The sequence below is a fragment of the Pseudanabaena mucicola FACHB-723 genome (genome assembly GCF_014696385.1).
In the GTDB taxonomy this organism is placed as follows: Bacteria; Cyanobacteriota; Cyanobacteriia; order Pseudanabaenales; family Pseudanabaenaceae; genus Pseudanabaena.
In genome coordinates, this window is the sequence record NZ_JACJQB010000013.1 from 1 (window position 1) to 18058 (window position 18058).

Annotated in this window: 16 protein-coding genes; 6 read left to right on the forward strand and 10 right to left on the reverse strand. The window is 42.7% G+C overall.

Features of this window, described 5'->3' with window-relative positions:
* Positions 1-89: 89 nt before the first annotated feature.
* From H6F41_RS08615 to prfB, 6 genes are all read right to left on the reverse strand, one after another.
* Entirely contained in the window at positions 90-1247 is a 1158-nt protein-coding gene (locus H6F41_RS08615; protein WP_190403071.1) for an AMIN domain-containing protein, read from the reverse strand.
* A gap of 270 nt (positions 1248-1517) precedes the next feature.
* Entirely contained in the window at positions 1518-2279 is a 762-nt protein-coding gene (locus H6F41_RS08620; RefSeq protein WP_190403072.1) for a glycoside hydrolase family protein, read from the reverse strand.
* A 2-nt stretch (positions 2280-2281) separates the two neighbouring features.
* The gene (locus tag H6F41_RS08625; RefSeq protein WP_190403073.1) at positions 2282-2992 is read right to left on the reverse strand and encodes a PilN domain-containing protein; all 711 of its coding nucleotides are present in this window, start codon (positions 2990-2992) and stop codon (positions 2282-2284) included.
* A gap of 12 nt (positions 2993-3004) precedes the next feature.
* Positions 3005-4120: a type IV pilus biogenesis protein PilM gene (pilM, locus tag H6F41_RS08630; RefSeq protein ID WP_190403074.1), complete on the reverse strand. Its 1116-nt coding sequence runs from the start codon at positions 4118-4120 to the stop codon at positions 3005-3007.
* Between the two features lie 315 nt (positions 4121-4435).
* Entirely contained in the window at positions 4436-4879 is a 444-nt protein-coding gene (locus H6F41_RS08635; RefSeq protein WP_190403075.1) for a DUF4168 domain-containing protein, read from the reverse strand.
* A gap of 296 nt (positions 4880-5175) precedes the next feature.
* A protein-coding gene (gene prfB / locus H6F41_RS08640) for a peptide chain release factor 2 (protein ID WP_190403076.1) occupies positions 5176-6283 on the reverse strand; the annotation gives its coding sequence in 2 pieces (ribosomal slippage) (positions 5176-6210 and positions 6212-6283; 1107 coding nt in all).
* A gap of 271 nt (positions 6284-6554) precedes the next feature.
* Between prfB and H6F41_RS08645 the strand changes: the two genes are divergently transcribed.
* Positions 6555-6902 (forward strand): FHA domain-containing protein, encoded by a 348-nt coding sequence (locus H6F41_RS08645; RefSeq protein WP_190403077.1) that lies wholly within the window; start codon positions 6555-6557, stop codon positions 6900-6902.
* A gap of 21 nt (positions 6903-6923) precedes the next feature.
* On the opposite strand, the gene H6F41_RS08650 is transcribed toward H6F41_RS08645, so the two are convergent.
* Together H6F41_RS08650 and H6F41_RS08655 are read right to left on the reverse strand one after the other, a co-directional pair.
* Positions 6924-8144, reverse strand: a complete 1221-nt coding sequence (locus tag H6F41_RS08650; protein ID WP_190403078.1) for a tetratricopeptide repeat protein — start codon at positions 8142-8144, stop codon at positions 6924-6926.
* A gap of 167 nt (positions 8145-8311) precedes the next feature.
* Positions 8312-9061 (reverse strand): alpha/beta fold hydrolase, encoded by a 750-nt coding sequence (locus H6F41_RS08655; RefSeq protein ID WP_190403079.1) that lies wholly within the window; start codon positions 9059-9061, stop codon positions 8312-8314.
* Positions 9062-9437: 376 nt separating this feature from the next.
* On the opposite strand from H6F41_RS08655, the gene rpsD reads away from it, so the two are divergent.
* From rpsD to glmU, 5 genes are all read left to right on the forward strand, one after another.
* Positions 9438-10046, forward strand: coding sequence for a 30S ribosomal protein S4 (gene rpsD / locus H6F41_RS08660; RefSeq protein WP_009628000.1), 609 nt, complete (start codon positions 9438-9440; stop codon positions 10044-10046).
* Positions 10047-10181: 135 nt separating this feature from the next.
* Complete coding sequence (locus tag H6F41_RS08665) at positions 10182-10769, forward strand: DUF3038 domain-containing protein (protein WP_190403080.1); 588 nt, start codon at positions 10182-10184, stop codon at positions 10767-10769.
* Entirely contained in the window at positions 10769-11536 is a 768-nt protein-coding gene (locus tag H6F41_RS08670) for a DUF4335 domain-containing protein (protein ID WP_190403081.1), read from the forward strand. The genes H6F41_RS08665 and H6F41_RS08670 overlap by 1 nt, the downstream gene beginning before the upstream one ends.
* A 67-nt stretch (positions 11537-11603) precedes the next feature.
* Positions 11604-12992, forward strand: a complete 1389-nt coding sequence (locus H6F41_RS08675; RefSeq protein WP_190403082.1) for an aspartate ammonia-lyase — start codon at positions 11604-11606, stop codon at positions 12990-12992.
* 101 nt (positions 12993-13093) lie between these two features.
* The gene (gene glmU / locus H6F41_RS08680; RefSeq protein WP_190403083.1) at positions 13094-14458 is read left to right on the forward strand and encodes a bifunctional UDP-N-acetylglucosamine diphosphorylase/glucosamine-1-phosphate N-acetyltransferase GlmU; all 1365 of its coding nucleotides are present in this window, start codon (positions 13094-13096) and stop codon (positions 14456-14458) included.
* A 58-nt stretch (positions 14459-14516) separates the two neighbouring features.
* Here the strand turns inward: glmU and H6F41_RS08685 are convergent, their stop codons facing one another.
* Both H6F41_RS08685 and H6F41_RS08690 read right to left on the reverse strand, forming a co-directional pair.
* A complete protein-coding gene (locus H6F41_RS08685; RefSeq protein ID WP_190403084.1) occupies positions 14517-16247 on the reverse strand; it encodes an ABC transporter permease in 1731 nt (576 codons plus the stop codon).
* A gap of 66 nt (positions 16248-16313) precedes the next feature.
* Positions 16314-17660: an ABC transporter ATP-binding protein gene (locus H6F41_RS08690; protein WP_190403085.1), complete on the reverse strand. Its 1347-nt coding sequence runs from the start codon at positions 17658-17660 to the stop codon at positions 16314-16316.
* Between the last annotated feature and the right edge of the window lie 398 nt (positions 17661-18058).

Genomic DNA, 18058 nt, shown 5'->3' on the forward strand with positions numbered 1-18058 from the left:
CATTGGTTTAGAAAGATGGTAATTTTAAGCTAAAATCACCATCTTTACAGGAATAGTGTGCCCGATTTTAGGCTGATTTCATTTCTGATTCAACACTTCTGATTAAACACATCCTGAGCAGGTTCATTCTCAATATCAAGACTGACTGGTTGCTTTAAGCCCGTACCTGCACTAGTAGCTGCTGTGGGCGTTGAAGTGCCAGTGGTAGAAGGGGCTTCCGCCGAAACAACACTTAACCCAGCAACACGACCAATCAGAGTCAGGACTTCAATCGCAGGCGCATCACGCAAAGTGATGCGCGGTACACGTTCAGCCGTTCCTAATTCAATGATGTCAGGACGTAATTTGGAAGAAGTTGTGGCAATATCGCCGACGGGAGGAGTGCGTAATTGACGGAAAGGAGGCACAATCCCAGGAACACGCCCTGGTAATTGTGGAGTGACAGGATTAGCAACAGGTGGTGGTGTCGTGTTTGGTGCAGAGGTCTGGGCTACACGAGTTGTACCATCGGCTGCGGTGACGGTAACCTTTGGCTCAAATAATGCTTGTCCCACCGAAGAACCTGGAGTTTGTGCGACTAACACTCGATCAGAATCCGTAGGAGTTTGGCTAAGGACACCAGATTCAGGTGCATTAGCACGGGAGATTGAATTAGATTGGGACACAACAGGTTGTGTCATCCCAAGGCTAAATACCATGCTATCCCCAGTGTCTTGACGCTTCGCTAACTCATCAATCATCTCTGGATTAGTTGCAGTTACCCGAATGCGGACTCTATTAGTGGCATATTGGGTTGCCTCAATCGAACTAATCCCTGCGATCGGATTAGCACGGAGATAGCTAACATTTCCATCAGCCAACTGGAGCTGTGCACCATTGAGCAAAGCAACCCAAGAGTTTCCCTGCTTGGTATAAGTCACCTTTGGGCGCTCACTACTTGCAAAATTCAAAGTTAGGTTTAGCCGATCGCCAGACATATTTGTATCAATGCCCGTAATGCGACTAGACACCAATGCTAGATCAGTTTGACTAGCAGCAATCTTCGTCTGGTTTTCAGCTTGACTTGGCGCTGCGATCGCTAGGACTTGAGGGCAAGTTGCGGCAATCAAAAACCAGCAAGCCAGAGACTTACCGCTCAATTGGGCATTCAATTTGTCATTCATCTTGTCATTCATAATTACACTCCACTTGCTCCTCACGGAACTCCATACACTTAATCGTTGTAGTAAACCTGTAACAACCTGCATATCCCCCCACTAAAAGGGAACAGCATAACCAAGACAGAATTGACGCGATTATGGTGCGAGATTATACCATACTTTGTCAGTTTTAAATCAAAAAAATAATAGCAATGCCCAAGCAGGACTAGCTTAACGACAACCCCAGACAAACAAGAATTTGTATGTCTAAGTAGCTGGTCGAAATTAAATAGAAAATGTGAGACAGGTTTCTAGTCTGTTAATAGGCTTCTAGCCTGTCTCCCTTAACAACACTATTTGCTTTGCTAAATTATTTATTTATTTTGGTGGTGGTGCGGCAGCGGCAGCCTCAGCAGCAGCTTTTAGCTCTTCCTCAGTCTTCGGTACAAACGCTTGTAATGTAAAATCAGCGCCTAGCAAAGGTGGCAGACTATCCAAAATTTCTTTTTCTTTACCCTCAGCAATGGGACGAGAGAAAGTAAATTTTGTAGTTGGCAAAGGCTTGCGGGTTAGCTTGAGATCCTTAACAATTAATAGTGGTCTCAAACGTTCAATCTTTTGCACCGTCATTAAGACATCTTCAAATTTGCCATCAAAGCCAATATTAAACGTATAGGTATCATATTGCGCTCCCTTCACAGGCTCCAAGGGTTGAAAAGTCCTTAATGTCCCCGCAAGTTCATAGGAAAAATCTGGAGGCAGAGCAATCACGATCGTCTTAGGAATTTGATCCTGAATATCTCTAATTAAGGTGTCAATATTATCGACATCAGGCAAAAGAGATAGAACAAATTTGTTTTGTTCCTTCGCCGCCTCAATCTGCTGCAAAATGTCAGCTTTACTATTGACTTGACCTTCTAAAGCACTGACCGCCGCCTTTTTAGTCTCGATATTGGTTTGAGCTGATTGTACCTGTTCCCATATTGGCATTACATAAGTAGTAGCCGCGTAAACTGCTAACCCAATACCAGCTACACCCATCAAAATACCTAAGCTCTTTGATGTGAGCGTAAACCCAAATAGGGTAATGCCACCCGAACCAGCATTTTCATTTCCTGAAGCAGCACTAAAGTTTGTCATATCTATTTGATTACTCCCTTTTGCTTTAATAAGTTGACCCTTGTGACCAAACCATCGGCTCCTGCCTTTTGTAGATCAGACAATATATCAGCAGGGTTTTTGAAAGTTACACTAGTACGAATTTGGAAGTTGACCAAGGTAAAATTTTTATCATTTGTTGGTGGCTGTAAAGTCGAAGAAATAAGCCTAGTTTCTCGATCTTCTAGTAATGGGGATGCTTTGAGCAGCAACATAAAGTCATTTAGCTCGTTATAGCTAGTTGCTTTACCACTAATCGTGATAGTTGATGCGGCGGGAGCTTCTGGTGTTGGCGCAACTGATGCTTGCGTAATTGAATCCACCTGTACTGTGACTGGGGTTCTTTTGCGGAGGTCATCGGCGATCGCACTAGCAGGTAAGTTACCAACAAATAGATTTACCAGTTCACCAGTTCTAGCTTGGATACCTTGTAGCTCTGTTTCCTGCGCTTTGATGGCTGTTAATTTACTGTTAAGCTCGCCTTCTTTGGCAGTCAAAGCTGACAACTGTTGCTGAACACCCTCATTCGCCGCATTGAGAAAGACAAACGCGCCACCAACAACTGCTAAAGCAACCACTGCCACCGCACCGCCATAAATTAAAAACTGAGAATCCGCAATCGGTTGTCGTTCCACTGCCTGAGACTCAGCAGCGGCAATGCGATCGCTTAAAAAGTTAATATCAAGTGTGTACATAGCAATTATTTTTTAAACCTCCCTCAACCCTAGACCCAGAGCAACAGACAAAGCCATCCGCTCATGCATAGGAATGTCTTCATTCGCATTCACGCCAATGGTGCTTAATGGATCAACTGCGATCGCAGCGATGCCTAAGCGTTGGCTAAAGAACTCATTTAATTGACCAATACAAGCTCCAGGCCCAGCAATCAATAACTGCACCACATCAGATCCAGGATATTGACTCGTATAAAAATCAATAGAGCGTCTTAATTCATCCGATAAATCACCGACCATCCGCATTACCGCAGCCTCTCCTGGTGTGCTGCCACCAGCACCACCAGCAAGAGCCGCCGTATCCATGGACTGAATTGGCACAACCGTTGAACTCAACATATCCAAATCCGTCAGTCGTTGAGGTGGCAAATTGATTGCACGTAACTGGGCATTCTGAATTTGCAAAGCTCCAATGGGGAAAGTTCTCGAAAACTGCGGAATGCCATCCACTGTTACGGTAATTTCTGTCGCTTCGTACTCAATATCTACGATCGCAACAGCTTCGGCTAAGGTACTAAATTTAGCTAGTTCATTATGCATTGCCCGAATTAAGGCAAAGCTGCTCACTTCGACAACATCAACCTGTAGTTGAGCGATTTCCAGAGCCTGCATATAGCTATCAGTAACTTCCTTTGGGGTCGCCACCATCAATATTTCAATGCGCTCAATGCCATCATCATCAAGAGCGACTCCTAATTTTTGATAGTCCACATCAGCATCTTCACGGGGAAATGGCAGATATAAACTTGCCTCTTGATTGAGTACCATTTCGCGTAATTCCACATCAGGAATCTCCGCAGGCAAACGAATCAATCGACTCACAGTCTCGCGTCCAGGGAGTGCGGTAGCAACCTTCTTGACTTTAATTTTCTTTTCCGCTAGCAAACTGCGAATAGATTCTCCCAGTGCTACAGGATCGAGAATGCGTCCTTCTTCTACCGTTCCTTCAGGAATGTTGACACTACCATACGTCACGAGTGTGTAAGCAGATTGACCTTTGCGTCGTAATTGCACTAGGTTAATTTTTTCGGAAGTAATTTCGATTCCGATGCCTTTTTTAGACTTTCCGCCAAATTTTAAGCCGAACATAAGCGTGTCTTTATGAGTTTTGTAGCTTTCGTAGCACTGGGCATACTAAACAATGGAGGGATTATAGACTGATAGTGACCATTGTCAATAGCACAGAAGAAAATAATCATGACAAATGTCGTATATGTCCGATTTTGCCTTGTTTCTTATAGACTATTTTGGTCTTTTTAGCAAACAAACAAAAAAAGGCATCAAGCCAAAAGAGAGTTGCAGTGCGAAGCACTGCAACTCTCTTTTGGCTTGATGCGCCGCTTGTACTGACTACATAAAAATAAAAGACTGAGCCGACCGCATAGCAGTCGGCTCAGTCTTTAGTTAATTATCGCGTAGTTGCATTTGCTTATCTTGGATGATGCTACGCAGTCGAGCATTCTGATTTTGCTCAATCGTAATTTGATTGAATTCCTTAGTGGTGAAACCATGACGACAAATTTCTTCCTCGCTGTAGCTGCGTAACTGATTGCATAGCGATCGCAAAAAAGAAGGTGGATTACTTAAATCACAAACTTTAGTTTGTTGTGACTCGGCTAGCTTCACAACATTACTCCACTCAGGATGACTTTTGGCAGTCCGAAATACCTCCAAGCGTTTGCTTTCGATCGCATTAGCCGTTGCTGCATATCGCGTAAGAGGATCATCCCCTAGGGTGACTCGATTGAGAAAGTTTTGCAGCGATGATGGTTTTATACAATTTTCATCGGCAAAAGCTGCCGTGCGATCACCAGTAACGATCGGTTCAAAAACAATCGATATAACCACAAATAGCCAAAATAGACTGAATCGAGATAGACCAGATCGAAATTGCCCCCATCTGAGCAAATTATTGATGGAGAGGCTGTTATTTTGGTTTATCTGTTTGTGTTTAAGGTGTTGTAAATAAATGAACTGCCTCTGATACCAACTATTCATAACTGATTGCCATTATTGTCATTGAGCAACAAAACTAACTAGGACGTAACGTCTTCTGTCTATCTAAATCAAGCTTTTGCTCAGCTTGAGACAAAACCGCAGCCAGACAAAATTTGATTAAATAGTGATCTACTACAAATACTGACTCAAACTGGCTGATTTTGTTGCCGTAAATAAGCTTGAATAAATGGTTCAAGATCGCCATCCATCACATTTTGGATGTTTGTAGTCTCCTCACCTGTACGCAAATCCTTGACCAATTGGTAAGGATGAAAGACATAGTTGCGAATTTGGTTGCCCCATGCTGCTTCCACCATATCTCCACGAATATCGGCGATTTTCTGAGCGTGCTGCTCTTGGGCGATGATCAACAATTTCGCTTTAAGTAGCCGCATGGCCGTTTCTTTGTTTTGTAATTGCGATCGCTCTTGGGTACAACGTACTGAAATTCCTGTGGGTAAATGCGTAATCCGCACCGCAGTTTCTACTTTGTTAACGTTTTGTCCGCCTTTACCACCCGCTCGTGTCGTCGTGATTTCTAGCTCTTTAGGATCAATCTCCAGATTAATATCCTCATCTAATAAAGGCATCACCTCCACCCCTGCAAAGCTAGTTTGCCTTTTATCATTAGCATTAAAGGGGGAAATTCTCACCAGTCGATGTGTACCTTTCTCTGGGGCAAGATAGCCATAGGCATAACGTCCATGCACTAGCAAAGTGACTGATTTAATTCCAGCCTCTTCTCCCTCAGATATTTCTGAAATCTCGACTTTGTAGCCTTGAGACTCACAAAAACGGGTATACATCCGCAATAGCATCTCTGTCCAGTCTTGGGAGTCAGTGCCACCCGCCCCTGCATTCAGGGTCAAAATTGCATCATGCTTGTCATAGGGGCCAGATAGCAGTTGTTCTAGATCCCATCGGTCAAACTCTTGTAAAAGTTGGTCAAGACTCTGCTGCGCTTCCTTCTTGAGTGATTCGTCTTCATCCATGGCAAGTAGTTCGATGATTGTCTCCAAGTTTTCGATGGTTTTATGCCATCGATCAAAGGTGACAATATAAGACTTAAGTCCATCTAGCTCACGCATTATTTTCTGGGCTTGATCACTATCTCCCCAAAATTCAGGTTGAGCCGCAACCTGTTCTAGATCACTAATCTTTGCGGCGATCGCAGGTACGTCAAAGATAGTCCTGAGCATAGCTCAGGCGCTGAGATAAAAGTTGGGTTTGGCGCGAGATTTCCGTCACATCCACTAAGTTATTTCTCCAATTTTGATGATTGTGATAGTCTGTGGGTTTTGATTATTTGCCCTAAGGCAAGTAGCGATCGCTATAAATTCAATTTTAGAACTGGTAGCACTTAAATATCGCTACTAAGCCCTTAAAATGAGAATTGCGAACTCGTACTAAAAACTCTATGATTCCATCCCCTTGTAGAGTAAAGTAAAGCGAGATCAAATCCAATGTCTATCAGTAGCATATATTTTTCACTGATAAGCGCCATCTACTCTTTTTTGGTGAGCTAATGAGCGAAACACACGTTAGTCACACATTACTAATCACAGATGCGAGAGGCAGTAGGAAGCTCGCACTTGATGGCTTAAAGTACACAATCGGGCGGGATGTAAATAATGACATTCAGCTTTATTCCCGTTTTGTCTCTCGCCAACATGCGATCTTGCTGCGAGTACCTGAAGAAAATGGGCGATATCTTTACAGAATCGTCGATGGCGATCTAGCGGGTAAGCCTAGTGTTAATGGGGTGATCATCAACCATCATATGAAGGTTTCATCTTCCTATGATCTGCGGAATGGAGACATTATTACTCTTGCCCCTAATGTGGAGCTGACTTACCTGAGCGCTTCTGGCTAGAGACTTTTTCGGCTAAAGAATTCATGATTTTTGCGATCGCATTACAAGTTCAAGCATGGTATCAACTTGTGTAGCGAATTCAGTATGTCCCATCTCCAGATGATTGAGAATATCGAGGCATAACTCTAGAGATCGCAACGCTTTGCCTTTATATTCGTATTGTCTCTGCACATTGCTGCATAGGTAGTGATACAAAAAGGCTAAGTTGTACAAGGCTTTTGCATAGTCAAATGCCATGCCAAGATTTTCCAAAGCCGAGGAAGCTTCTAACAGTGCATCCTCTGTGGCTTCAATCACTTCTATATCAGTATGGTCAGTACCATCAATTAGTTGTTGTACTTGAACTTTTGCCAATAGATATCTGGCGATCGCAATGCCCCTTTCATATTGCAGATGTGTAAAACGGGGTAGAGCCTCCTTGCTCAAGCAAACAATGCTTTCTTCGATCTTTTGCTTGCCTAGCAATGCCTCAGCCAGATCACAATATAGATAGCCAATATCAATGCAATCCTCTGGCTCTTGTAGGCAACTGATGGCATCTTTGATGATGTCGATCGCAGATTGCCACTGTGATTCGGCGATCGCAACTTTGGCTAATCCTTTGAGGGCTTGCGATCGCAAAAAGTTATTGGCATTTGCGATCGCAATATCAAGGGTGTTATGAAATAGCCCAGAAGCTTGGTTCGTATCTCCAGACAGCAAGTATAACTGCCCCAAATGAGCATAACTTATACCAATATCACAGCCATTATCCCCATCAAGACGTACCGTTAGAGATTTTTCAAAACTCTCCAAAGCCGAGGACGTATCATTTATACGTAGATAATATTGACCAATGGCATCATTGACCAATGACTGTCCCTCCAGATTATCGCCATAGGTATCATAGGCAGACCGCAACAAACCCAACACCGAACTCACATCACCCGACTCCAGTACCAACATCCCCTGCACATAAATTAGATATGCTCGTTGCTCATTAGGAATATCTAAATTTTCCTGATCAAAAAGTTCAGATACTTTCTGGAGTAACGAATTTGCTCTTGTTAAAGCCTCTGACTGCCTAGTAGTGATTAACTCTGCCGCTAAATCCAATAAGATCCTTGCCTTTAAAATAGGGTCGGCTATATCAGCTTCGCCCGACTCTAGCTCATGCAGACATTTCTCAAAATAGGCAATCGTCGATGAACGACTTTGCTGCCTTAGATACTTTCCTTGGCTTAAGAATTCAGCTAGTTTCATGAAAATACCAAAAATATGCGTGCAAGTTGCTTATATTTAAGTCCCACAACTCACACTTAGTATCCTACCCAAAGATATCTATATAGTCGATAGGCAAAATTTTTAGGAAATCCTGCGCACTAGCTGATATTGATCCATTTTCGTGATGTTTCGTAAAGATAACACTTCTATTTCAAGGCAAATGTATTGCTAACCAAAGTCAAAGAATTCCAAAAAGTCCGAATTTGCTTACTGACAGACTGCCATTGTGAATAATGCAAGAAGTGCTTGCCATGCTCACTGAGCCACAGGCGATCGTTTTCTTTAAGATGCAATCTCCATTTTTGATAAGCATGTTCGCCGCCAGCAATTACATAGTCATCCAAAGCCCCACAAACTAACAGCGGCACTGCGATCGGGGTAGGGGCTGTATAGGTTTGAGCATAAAGTGAATGGGGGATTAAAGAATTATCGAGATCCTGTTTTAATAGTTCGGCTAACCATTGCAGCATGTCTTTATCTCGATAACCAAACAAATAAAACGCGGTTCGCATCAGCATGGTGTCACGATTACAAGACATGAGTTGCCGTTGCTCGTAGTAATGGCTATGCCAACTAGTTGATAAATTCACACCCACTGACACCAGCGTTAGCGATCGCACCCGTTCAGGATATTGGCGAGCATATAACCAACCTAGTAAACCAGCAATACCATGTCCGACTAGATGTACAGGTGCATCACAGGTATCTAAATAGTTGTGTAGTGAATCAATCGCCATATTTAGATCAATTGCTTCATCTGGTTCTTGGCAATATTCCCACTGGGCAACCGCATATTGACGCGATAGCGATCGCAATAGGGGTAAATCAAACCGACGTAGGGGTTGACTAGTACAAATACCGACAACTTGAGGTGAGGTGGACTGTCTAAAGGACATACTTTTATTGATAAATATTACTAATAAATTTTAAAAGTTCTAAAAAATGTAACGAGAAACAAATATAAAAAGAATTGAGTGACAAATATCTTCTTGTCCTAATTTTCAGCAATCCTGTCACAAAGAATTTGCCACTCAACCCTGCCAACGCATTTGAACTACGAATAATGAAACGGTGCTGAGTCAAACCGCATCAGAACCCTGTTCTTAAATTACATTAACTTTATTGATTCTAATTGTCAATAGATGGCTTGTATATAGATTGTGTGCTAGAAAAATTATATTGAGAATTCTGATTATTTTTATAAAGCTTTTTGGCAAAATTGCCATATACTAGATAGGCTGTCAAGTTTTCAACAGTAACAAGGAAGGAGCTATGTCCCGTTATAGAGGTCCGCGCCTCAGAATCGTCAGAAGACTCGGAGAGCTTCCCGGTCTAAGTCGCAAACAACCTAAGCACGCTTATCCACCTGGACAACATGGTCAAGATCGTAAAAAGCGTTCTGAATATGCTGTTCGTCTAGAAGAAAAGCAAAAACTACGTTTTAACTATGGTCTTACCGAAACTCAAATGCTCCGCTATGTGCGCCGAGCCAGAAGAGTTAAGGGTTCTACAGGATTAGTATTGCTGCAATTGCTAGAAATGCGCCTAGACAATACAGTTTTCCGTATGGGATTTGCCCCAACCATCCCTGCTGCACGTCAACTGGTAAACCACGGGCATATCACCATCAATGGCAAGAGCGTAACTATTCCTAGTTATGGTGTTCGTCCTGGTGAAGTAATCAGCGTTAAAGATAACGAAAAATCTCGCAAGATTGTCGAACGTAACCTCGAATTCCCTGGCTTGTCCAACATTCCTAGCCATTTAGAATTTGATAAAGCAAAGATGACTGGCAAGGTCAATGGCGTTGTTGAACGCGAATGGGTGGCATTGCAAGTGAACGAACTGCTGGTTATTGAGTACTACTCACGCCAAGCTTAAGGTTGAAGCACTCAGCTACGGGCTTTGTTGATCTTAGGATTGCGATCTTAGACATGCCGCTTGTAGCTGAACGCCTTTTAACTGGGTAAACTGCCAATTGAGTAAACTCTATTAGGTTCAACTTCACTGCGAATTATGCAGTTAAATATTTCTGCTCCAGAAACCCTCGACTTGCACGTTCCTAAGGACTTTGTTAGGGGTTGTCCCCGCAGTGTTCGCATGGATATTGATCATCTGCTTCTAGCGATCGAGGCGCTGGATTTAGAAGCAGTTGAGGTAATGTTAGCCCTGATCGAACAATTGGGCTTAGAAAAAACGATTCCTAGTCGTGTTGCTTTTTGGCGACTACGAAATACGAATCCTTTACGTCGCAACTACCAAAGGGCAAGCCTTAGTTGGGATGAGTTAAAAGCTTTAGTTAAGTTAGTCTGTACAATTACCAAGCAGCTAGATACAGGCTTGCGTTTACTGATTAGTACACATCAGCAAATGCTTGAAGGCAAGATCGAAGCTTTAGGTTTACAGCAAAACCAAGTTTTTTTAGAAAATTATATTAGTCGCTTTACGTCCTTATATATAAGTCGGATGCGATCGCCTTCTCCACTAAATAATCAAGAAATTCGCGAGTTAGCGCTGCAATTGCTAACTAGAATGCTTTTATGTAGTGGAGTTGCAGGCGAATATCGTCTGTGGAATAGTCTGTTTGATGGAGCAGTCGCCTAATGATTCAACGCAGCTATAGTTTGCCAAGTTGTACTTTATTGGTTGAGGGAATCAGTACAGGCGGCGATGTGATGTCAATCTTGACAAGTTTTAACTGTCGCTTTAACCACCATCCTGAGCCAATTGTGGGTGGACTGGATCTACTAAATACGTTAGTTAAAGTGGTGGGTGCTTACGCTCAAGCTCTAAAAAGCAATACTGCCCTTTCTATTCCTGAACAACAAGTACGACTAGAGCCGCAGAACCAGCATTCGCATTTGCTTTCAGTATCATTGAATGAAGCAGAAGCCCATAACCCTAAGCAATTACAAATTAAATTAAATACGATTCAGCTTTTTGATCTGATGGAAAGTTTAGATCGCCTTTGTGGTGATCCTACGACCTTACCCGATTTGAAACTGGTAACTCAAATTTCTGATTTCCGATCGCAATCACCATTAAGCAGGCAAACCGTACCTGCGATCGCAGGGGTAATCAGTTTTGCAATCGCAGCGACGGCTTTATACTTTATCCCAACGCCCAAACCACAGCCAAAACCTGCTCAAACTGTACCTGTGCAGACCAGTCCCTTACCCAATATTTCTACACCGCCCAGCCCATTGTTAGAATCTACTCCTAGCCCCACTCCTGATGCGGGACAACCCACTGAAGCTATTGATGCTTTGGAAAGTCCATCTCCCACACCAACCCCAGAAACAATCGATGGATTGGAAACGCCTGCACCTACACCGACTCCTGTAAGTCCAGAAAACTCTGAAAGACCGTAAGTACGTAAACATGTTTGTGATCTAGTGATCTACAGTTAACAGCCGCTCAACCGCCGAAAAATAAACTATGACCAGAACTGAACGTGACTCCATGGGGGAAATGTCCCTACCTGATAATGTTTACTACGGCATCCAAACCGTAAGGGCAATTGATAATTTTAAAATTAGTGGACTCAAGCCCCTACCAACTTTTGTTGATGCTTGTTTACTGATTAAAAAGGCAACAGCATTGGTTAATGCTGAGCTAGGCTGTATCCCTGTCAGTATGGGCATGGCGATCGCGGCGGCAGCTGACGAAATATTAGATGGTCAGTTGCGTGATCAGTTTGTGGTTGATGTGTATCAGGCAGGTGCAGGTACATCACATCACATGAATATTAATGAGGTACTCGCCAATCGTGCTTTAGAAATATTAGGAGATGTCAAGGGTAATTATGCCAATGTCAACCCCAACGATCATGTTAATTACGGTCAATCGACTAACGATGTAATTCCAACCGCGATTAGGATTGGGGCATTATTGGCACTCGATCATGTGCTATTTCCTGCATTAGCCAATCTCAATGAGCAGTTACGCATCAAAGCAATTGCATTTTCGGGCATTGTCAAATCGGGGCGCACTCATTTACAAGATGCTGTTCCTGTCCGTCTGGGTGATGAGTTCCAAGCATACGCCCAGATTATTAGCGACCATGTAAATCGGATTCATTTAGCTGCCAATGACCTCAAAACTTTGGGATTAGGTGGTAGTGCTTCAGGTACAGGGCTAAATACTCATCCCCAATATTGCGATCGCGTTGCCGAAAAGCTCAACGAAATTACAGGCTTTGAATTGAAATCTGCCAGTAATTTAATGGCAGCCATGCAAAGCATGGCTCCCTTTGTGAATGTTTCAGGAGCAATCCGTAACCTCGCCCAAGATACTTGCAAGATTGCCAATGACTTACGCTTGATGGATTCAGGCCCGAAAACAGGTTTGCGCGAAATTCAGCTACCACCCGTCCAACCAGGATCATCAATCATGCCTGGCAAATATAACCCTGTGATTGCTGAGATGATCAACATGGTTTGCTATCAGGTGATTGGCTATGACACCGCAATTACCTTTGCCGCACAAGCAGGTCAATTAGAGCTAAACGTGATGATGCCACTGATTGCCTATGATTTGATTCATAGCATTGAGATTTTGGGAAATGCGATCGATACCCTAGCCAGTAAATGTATCCGTGGGATCACTGCCGTTGAAGAGCGTTGCCTTGCCTATGCCGAAGGTAGCCTCTCTTTGGTGACCGCACTCAATACTCATATTGGCTACTTGAATGCTGCCGACGTGGCTAAAGAATCCCTAGCCACGGGCAAATCTTTACGCCAAGTTGTCTTAGATAAAGGCTTGATGGATGAGGATAAATTAGCGGAAGTTCTCAATCTCGAAAAAATGAGTCGCCCTAACGAATAAAAAATAATAGTGATCAAGGGGTAATGAATCGCCGCCCATCATTACCTCGCAAATCCTGTCAAATTAATTTCTAATAATTTCTAATCACGATAGAGGAGTGTATGTTAGCAGTAGCAGTATTGGCAGCAGGTAAAGGAACGCGAATGAAGTCCGCCTTACCAAAGGTATTACAACCTCTTGGTGGTAAATCCTTAGTTGAGCGAGTTCTCAATGCGACAGATGCACTCAATGCGGATCGTCGGATTGCCATTATTGGTTACTGTGCAGATCAAGTATGTACTGCCCTAGCCGACTATCCCCAACTCGAATTTGCCGAACAAACAGAACAACTGGGAACTGGTCACGCGATTCAGCAATTGTTAGAACCATTAGCAGGATTTACAGGTGAGTTAGTGGTACTCACAGGTGATTCACCTCTGATGCGTACCGAAACAATCCAAGCGTTAATTGATAGCCATCGCCAACACAAAGCTTCAGCAACCGTACTAACAGCAATTTTACCTAATCCCACGGGCTATGGTCGTGTATTTTGCGATCGCGACATGAAAATTGAACGTATCATCGAGCATCGTGATTGCAGCGCTGAACAACTACTCAACCAACGAGTTAGCACGGGCGTATATTGTTTTGATTGGCAACAGCTAGCTCAAGCCTTGCCTAAACTAACTACCAACAACGCACAGCAGGAATACTATCTAACTGAAGTTTTTGATTATCTCAGTTCTGTTTATGCCAGCGATCTTGACGATCCTGATGAAAGTTTAGGCATTAATGATCGAATCCAGCTTGCCCATGCCTATGAGGTGTTGCAAAAAAGAGCTAGAGAAAAATGGATGCGTGCAGGTGTAACAATGTTGCTCCCTGAGACAATTACTATCGAGGACGAAGTAGAGCTTGCACCTAATGTAATTATCGAACCCCATTCCCATTTACGCGGTAAAACAAAGGTTGGCTCAGGTTCAGTAATTGGTCCCTCTAGCCTATTATCCAACAGCAATATTGGTGAGAATTGTGTAGTTCAGTTTTCTGTAATTGAAGATAGTCAAGTTGCCGATCAATGTCGGATTGGTCCCTTTGCCCGCATTCGTGGCGAGTCAGTAGTCGGCACAAACTGTCGAATCGGTAATTTTGTAGAACTAAAAAATGCCAAGGTCGGTGAACGCACTAATGCTGCCCATCTTAGTTATCTAGGCGATGCCACCCTTGGGCAACAGGTCAATATTGGTGCTGGAACAATTACCGCTAATTATGATGGCTTTAAAAAGCATCAAACTGTGATTGGCGATCGTAGCAAGACTGGCTCCAATTCTGTGCTGGTTGCACCTGTACAAATTGGTGAAAATGTAAACATTGCTGCTGGTTCAACGATTGTCGAAAATATTGACTCTAATGCATTGGCAATTGCTAGAGCAAAACAGATCGTCAAGTTTGATTATTACGATGCAGAAGGCAAGAAGAAGATTTAAATCTGTACTATAAAAATCATGTTTTTTGCAAGCCAGCCTTTGGCTGGCTTGCAAAAATTCATACAACCAACTGATATTTGACCTGAGCCACTTTATAAAGTGGTCGCCACACCAAGCGATTGGTCATCACAACTAACAAAGACATTACAATTGTCGAAGCTAAAAGCAGGGAAAAATCGCCGACATCTGACGCTTGTGTAATTGTCGAGCCTAGCCCCGTTGCCGTCAGCACCCTGCCCTGAAATTTGACGTATTCACCTGCAATGCTGGCATTCCATGCGCCACCAACTGCTGTGATGATCCCCGTCACTAAATAAGGGAAAATGCCTGGCAAAATCAAAGTTTGCCAACGTTGCCAAGGTGACAGTTTATATACTCTTGCCGCTTCAAATAGCTCTGAGGGGATCGCTTGTGCGCCTGCAATTACATTAAATAGGATGTACCACATACTACCCAAGGTCATCAGGATCACAGCACCAATATCTAACCCGCCTGCGATATTTCCTAAATATAGTAGTAAAACTGGAAATAGAGCTGTAGCTGGTACGGATGCAGCTATTTGAACGATTGGCTGTAAAAATTGCGCTAATTTTGGATTTCTGCCAATCGATACACCAATGGGAACAGTGATAATCAGTGAAATGACAAGCACAATAAACACTCGAATCGCTGTAAATAAAGCGCCGATGCCTACTTGTTGCCATGCACTCAAAGGCATCCTGCTCAATAATGCGATCGCATTCCATGTACTGCTTAAAACAACAAAACCTAATGCCCCCACTAATAGCCAGTTAAACCAGTTCAGCCATTGTGAGGTTTTACGCTGAATATTTGAAGAAGCTGTATTTTTTACACTAAAGCTATGATTAACAGCCTCAGAAATTGGCATAAATATGCGATCGCTAATAATTCGCATCGTCGGCGAACGGCGCAAAAAATCCAGCAATCTTGATTCTGGGACTTGAGCCGCTTCAACGGTTTCATTCTTAAACTTCTCTGCCCAAGCAATTAGTGGTCGCCAGACCAAATAATCAATCACCGTAATAATGCCAATCAAAACCGCAAGACCTGTAAAAATGGCTAAGTTATCTCCCGCATCTGCGGCTGCCCTCAGAAATGAGCCAAGACCAGGCAAGGTAAAGTCTCGACTGGAGAGGGTGAAAGATTCTGTTTCCATCAAGAAAAACCATCCCCCCGCAACAGACATCACACTATTCCAGACTAATCCCACCACACCTGAAGGTAACTCTAATGTCCAAAACCTTTGCCAAGCTCCAAGTCGATAAACTTGGCTAGCTTCGATCAACTCTTGAGGAATGCTGGTCAGGGATTGATAAAAGCTAAAGGTCATATTCCAAGTCATGCCCGTAAAAATTAGTAAGATCGAGGCAAGCTCAATTCCTAATCGCTGTCCGGGAAACAAACCAACTAAAGCAAGTACCACTGCTGGTAAAAATGAAAGTACAGGAATCGATTGCAATATATCTAGTAGCGGAATTAGCACCTTTGACCAGAGTGGTGAGCGATAGGCAACATATGCATACCCAAGACTGAAAACTAGCGAAATCCCATAGGCGGCAAGCATTCTCACCAAAGTTTGCAAGGCATAAACAGGCAAAGCACCTAACGATAAATTAATGACATAGCCACTATCGTAGCTACCTGTAAAATTACTGGCAGTCTGAACAACGATAAATATAAAAGCAATAATCGCTAACGGTAGTAAAACATCACCAATAGTCCAACGTGATCTAAATTCTGATCTGGGGTTAATAGTGGGCTGGTACATGGGCAATTCAGAATAAAAAGTTAATAGAAAATGCTTGAGATGATTTACAGATAAGTTGTTTGATTTCTACACAATTTCTTCGGTTGTGGGTACATTCTCTTCAATAAAAATTTCTCCAGAAGGTTCGTCATAACTAAATAATTCTGCATAACGTCCCCAGTCCATAGCAGTCCTGAGTTGGCGTTGGGCTTCTTTAGTGGTGAAATAATTTTCTAAAATATCTAAGACCAGTTCTTCAGAGATTCGATGGTTGCGTTTTGCCTGCAAAAGCTGCCAAATTTGTTGGACTAAACGAATATTTTGCTGTAACAGATCACGAATAATTTCTTTTCGTTCATCAATATTGCTATTGATAAACTGCTCCCCCATTTTTGATAGCTGGATATCACCCTCGTTAATTGATACTAGTTCCATTAGTTTACTGGCATCAACAATGGGCAAAATATCATCAACTTCTAGCAATAATTCTTGGGCAATCCGATATAAATCCTTGTCCTGACGACCTTCTAGGAGTTCGAGTAAACCAGCTACTGAGCCGATCCGCACATGGGGCAGAGATTGATATTTGGGTTGAGATTTGCTTTCGGTAACAGGTGTAGTGGTAGGGCTAGTCTGAATTGATAGATCTGGCAAATCGGGGTTTGTGAGAATTTTGTAAACTTGATCAACTAGGGCTTGGAATTCAGGACTTTTGCGATCGCGATAATGTGGCAAGGTGATCGACAAATCTGCTCGAATCCGTCCAGGATTGCGACCCAATACAATTACTCGATCCGCAAGAGTTACGGCTTCTTCGATCCCGTGGGTAACAATCAAAATCGATTTGGTGGGGATCTTTTTCTCTAACCAAAGATCAAGCAGTTCAAAGCGTAAATTCTCTGCGGTTAATACATCCAAAGCCGAAAATGGTTCATCCATACATAGCAGTTCTGGCTCCACCGCCAAAGCTCTCGCAAAACCTACTCTTTGTCGCATTCCCCCCGATAGTTCTTTAGGATAAGCATTTTCAAAGCCATCTAAACCAATTACGTCAATCATGCGCAGTGCTTTTTGGATGCGGGTGTCCTTGGCTTCCCCCTTAGCCTTCAATCCAAGCTCTACATTTTCTAAAACTGTTAGCCAAGGATAGAGCGCAAAGTTTTGAAAAACGATTGCCACTCCAGGATTTAAGCCTATTAGTTGGCGGTTGTAGTACAAAACCTTGCCACTAGAAGGTGGAATTAATCCTGCAATCATTCTCATCAAAGTTGATTTGCCAGATCCCGAAGGTCCCAACAAAGCAATAATTTCACCTACTTGCAACTGACAATTAATGTTTTCAATGATTGAAATGGTTTGCCCATTTGGTTGTAAGTAAGATTTGCCAATTCCTTCTAAGGAAATAAAGCTTTTTTTTGCAACGTTTTGAACCATAATGTTACCTGTGTAGGTGTTTTGAGCTACATAGATTTGCGTCTTTTTTATCATTATGAAATGGATGTTTCTGCATTTATTGGCACTAGACAGTTAAAACATGATCGACGTATTTGCGTCTTTCTTGTCAGCATGAAGTAAGCATTTCAGAACCCATCTCCGATTACTGAGAAGCGCTGCATTTATTTTCGATTAGCGGAATAACACTAAACATTTTCCGAGTTAGTATTGACTATAATACTAGCAAATGTTAGTTTCTTTAATTAAAGATAGAAGGTTTACAGCAATCTTAAATAGAATGTAAGAAAAGTAAAGTGCTTAATCTACTTGCTGCGATATTCTACTTCTCACGACTCATTTGATATTGCTACATCCGATTTTTGATGCGATGTATTGGA

Coding starts and splice junctions, on each gene's coding strand:
- H6F41_RS08690 (WP_190403085.1), bottom strand. CDS start 17,660: ATGGTTCAAAACGTTGCAAAAAAAAGCTTTATTTCCTTAGAAGGAATT.
- H6F41_RS08620 (WP_190403072.1), bottom strand. CDS start 2,279: ATGACAAACTTTAGTGCTGCTTCAGGAAATGAAAATGCTGGTTCGGGT.
- pilM (WP_190403074.1), bottom strand. CDS start 4,120: ATGTTCGGCTTAAAATTTGGCGGAAAGTCTAAAAAAGGCATCGGAATC.
- H6F41_RS08685 (WP_190403084.1), bottom strand. CDS start 16,247: ATGTACCAGCCCACTATTAACCCCAGATCAGAATTTAGATCACGTTGG.
- H6F41_RS08665 (WP_190403080.1), top strand. CDS start 10,182: ATGCAGTTAAATATTTCTGCTCCAGAAACCCTCGACTTGCACGTTCCT.
- H6F41_RS08675 (WP_190403082.1), top strand. CDS start 11,604: ATGACCAGAACTGAACGTGACTCCATGGGGGAAATGTCCCTACCTGAT.
- H6F41_RS08670 (WP_190403081.1), top strand. CDS start 10,769: ATGATTCAACGCAGCTATAGTTTGCCAAGTTGTACTTTATTGGTTGAG.
- H6F41_RS08650 (WP_190403078.1), bottom strand. CDS start 8,144: ATGAAACTAGCTGAATTCTTAAGCCAAGGAAAGTATCTAAGGCAGCAA.
- H6F41_RS08655 (WP_190403079.1), bottom strand. CDS start 9,061: ATGTCCTTTAGACAGTCCACCTCACCTCAAGTTGTCGGTATTTGTACT.
- H6F41_RS08625 (WP_190403073.1), bottom strand. CDS start 2,992: ATGTACACACTTGATATTAACTTTTTAAGCGATCGCATTGCCGCTGCT.
- glmU (WP_190403083.1), top strand. CDS start 13,094: ATGTTAGCAGTAGCAGTATTGGCAGCAGGTAAAGGAACGCGAATGAAG.
- H6F41_RS08615 (WP_190403071.1), bottom strand. CDS start 1,247: ATGCAGGTTGTTACAGGTTTACTACAACGATTAAGTGTATGGAGTTCC.
- rpsD (WP_009628000.1), top strand. CDS start 9,438: ATGTCCCGTTATAGAGGTCCGCGCCTCAGAATCGTCAGAAGACTCGGA.
- H6F41_RS08645 (WP_190403077.1), top strand. CDS start 6,555: ATGAGCGAAACACACGTTAGTCACACATTACTAATCACAGATGCGAGA.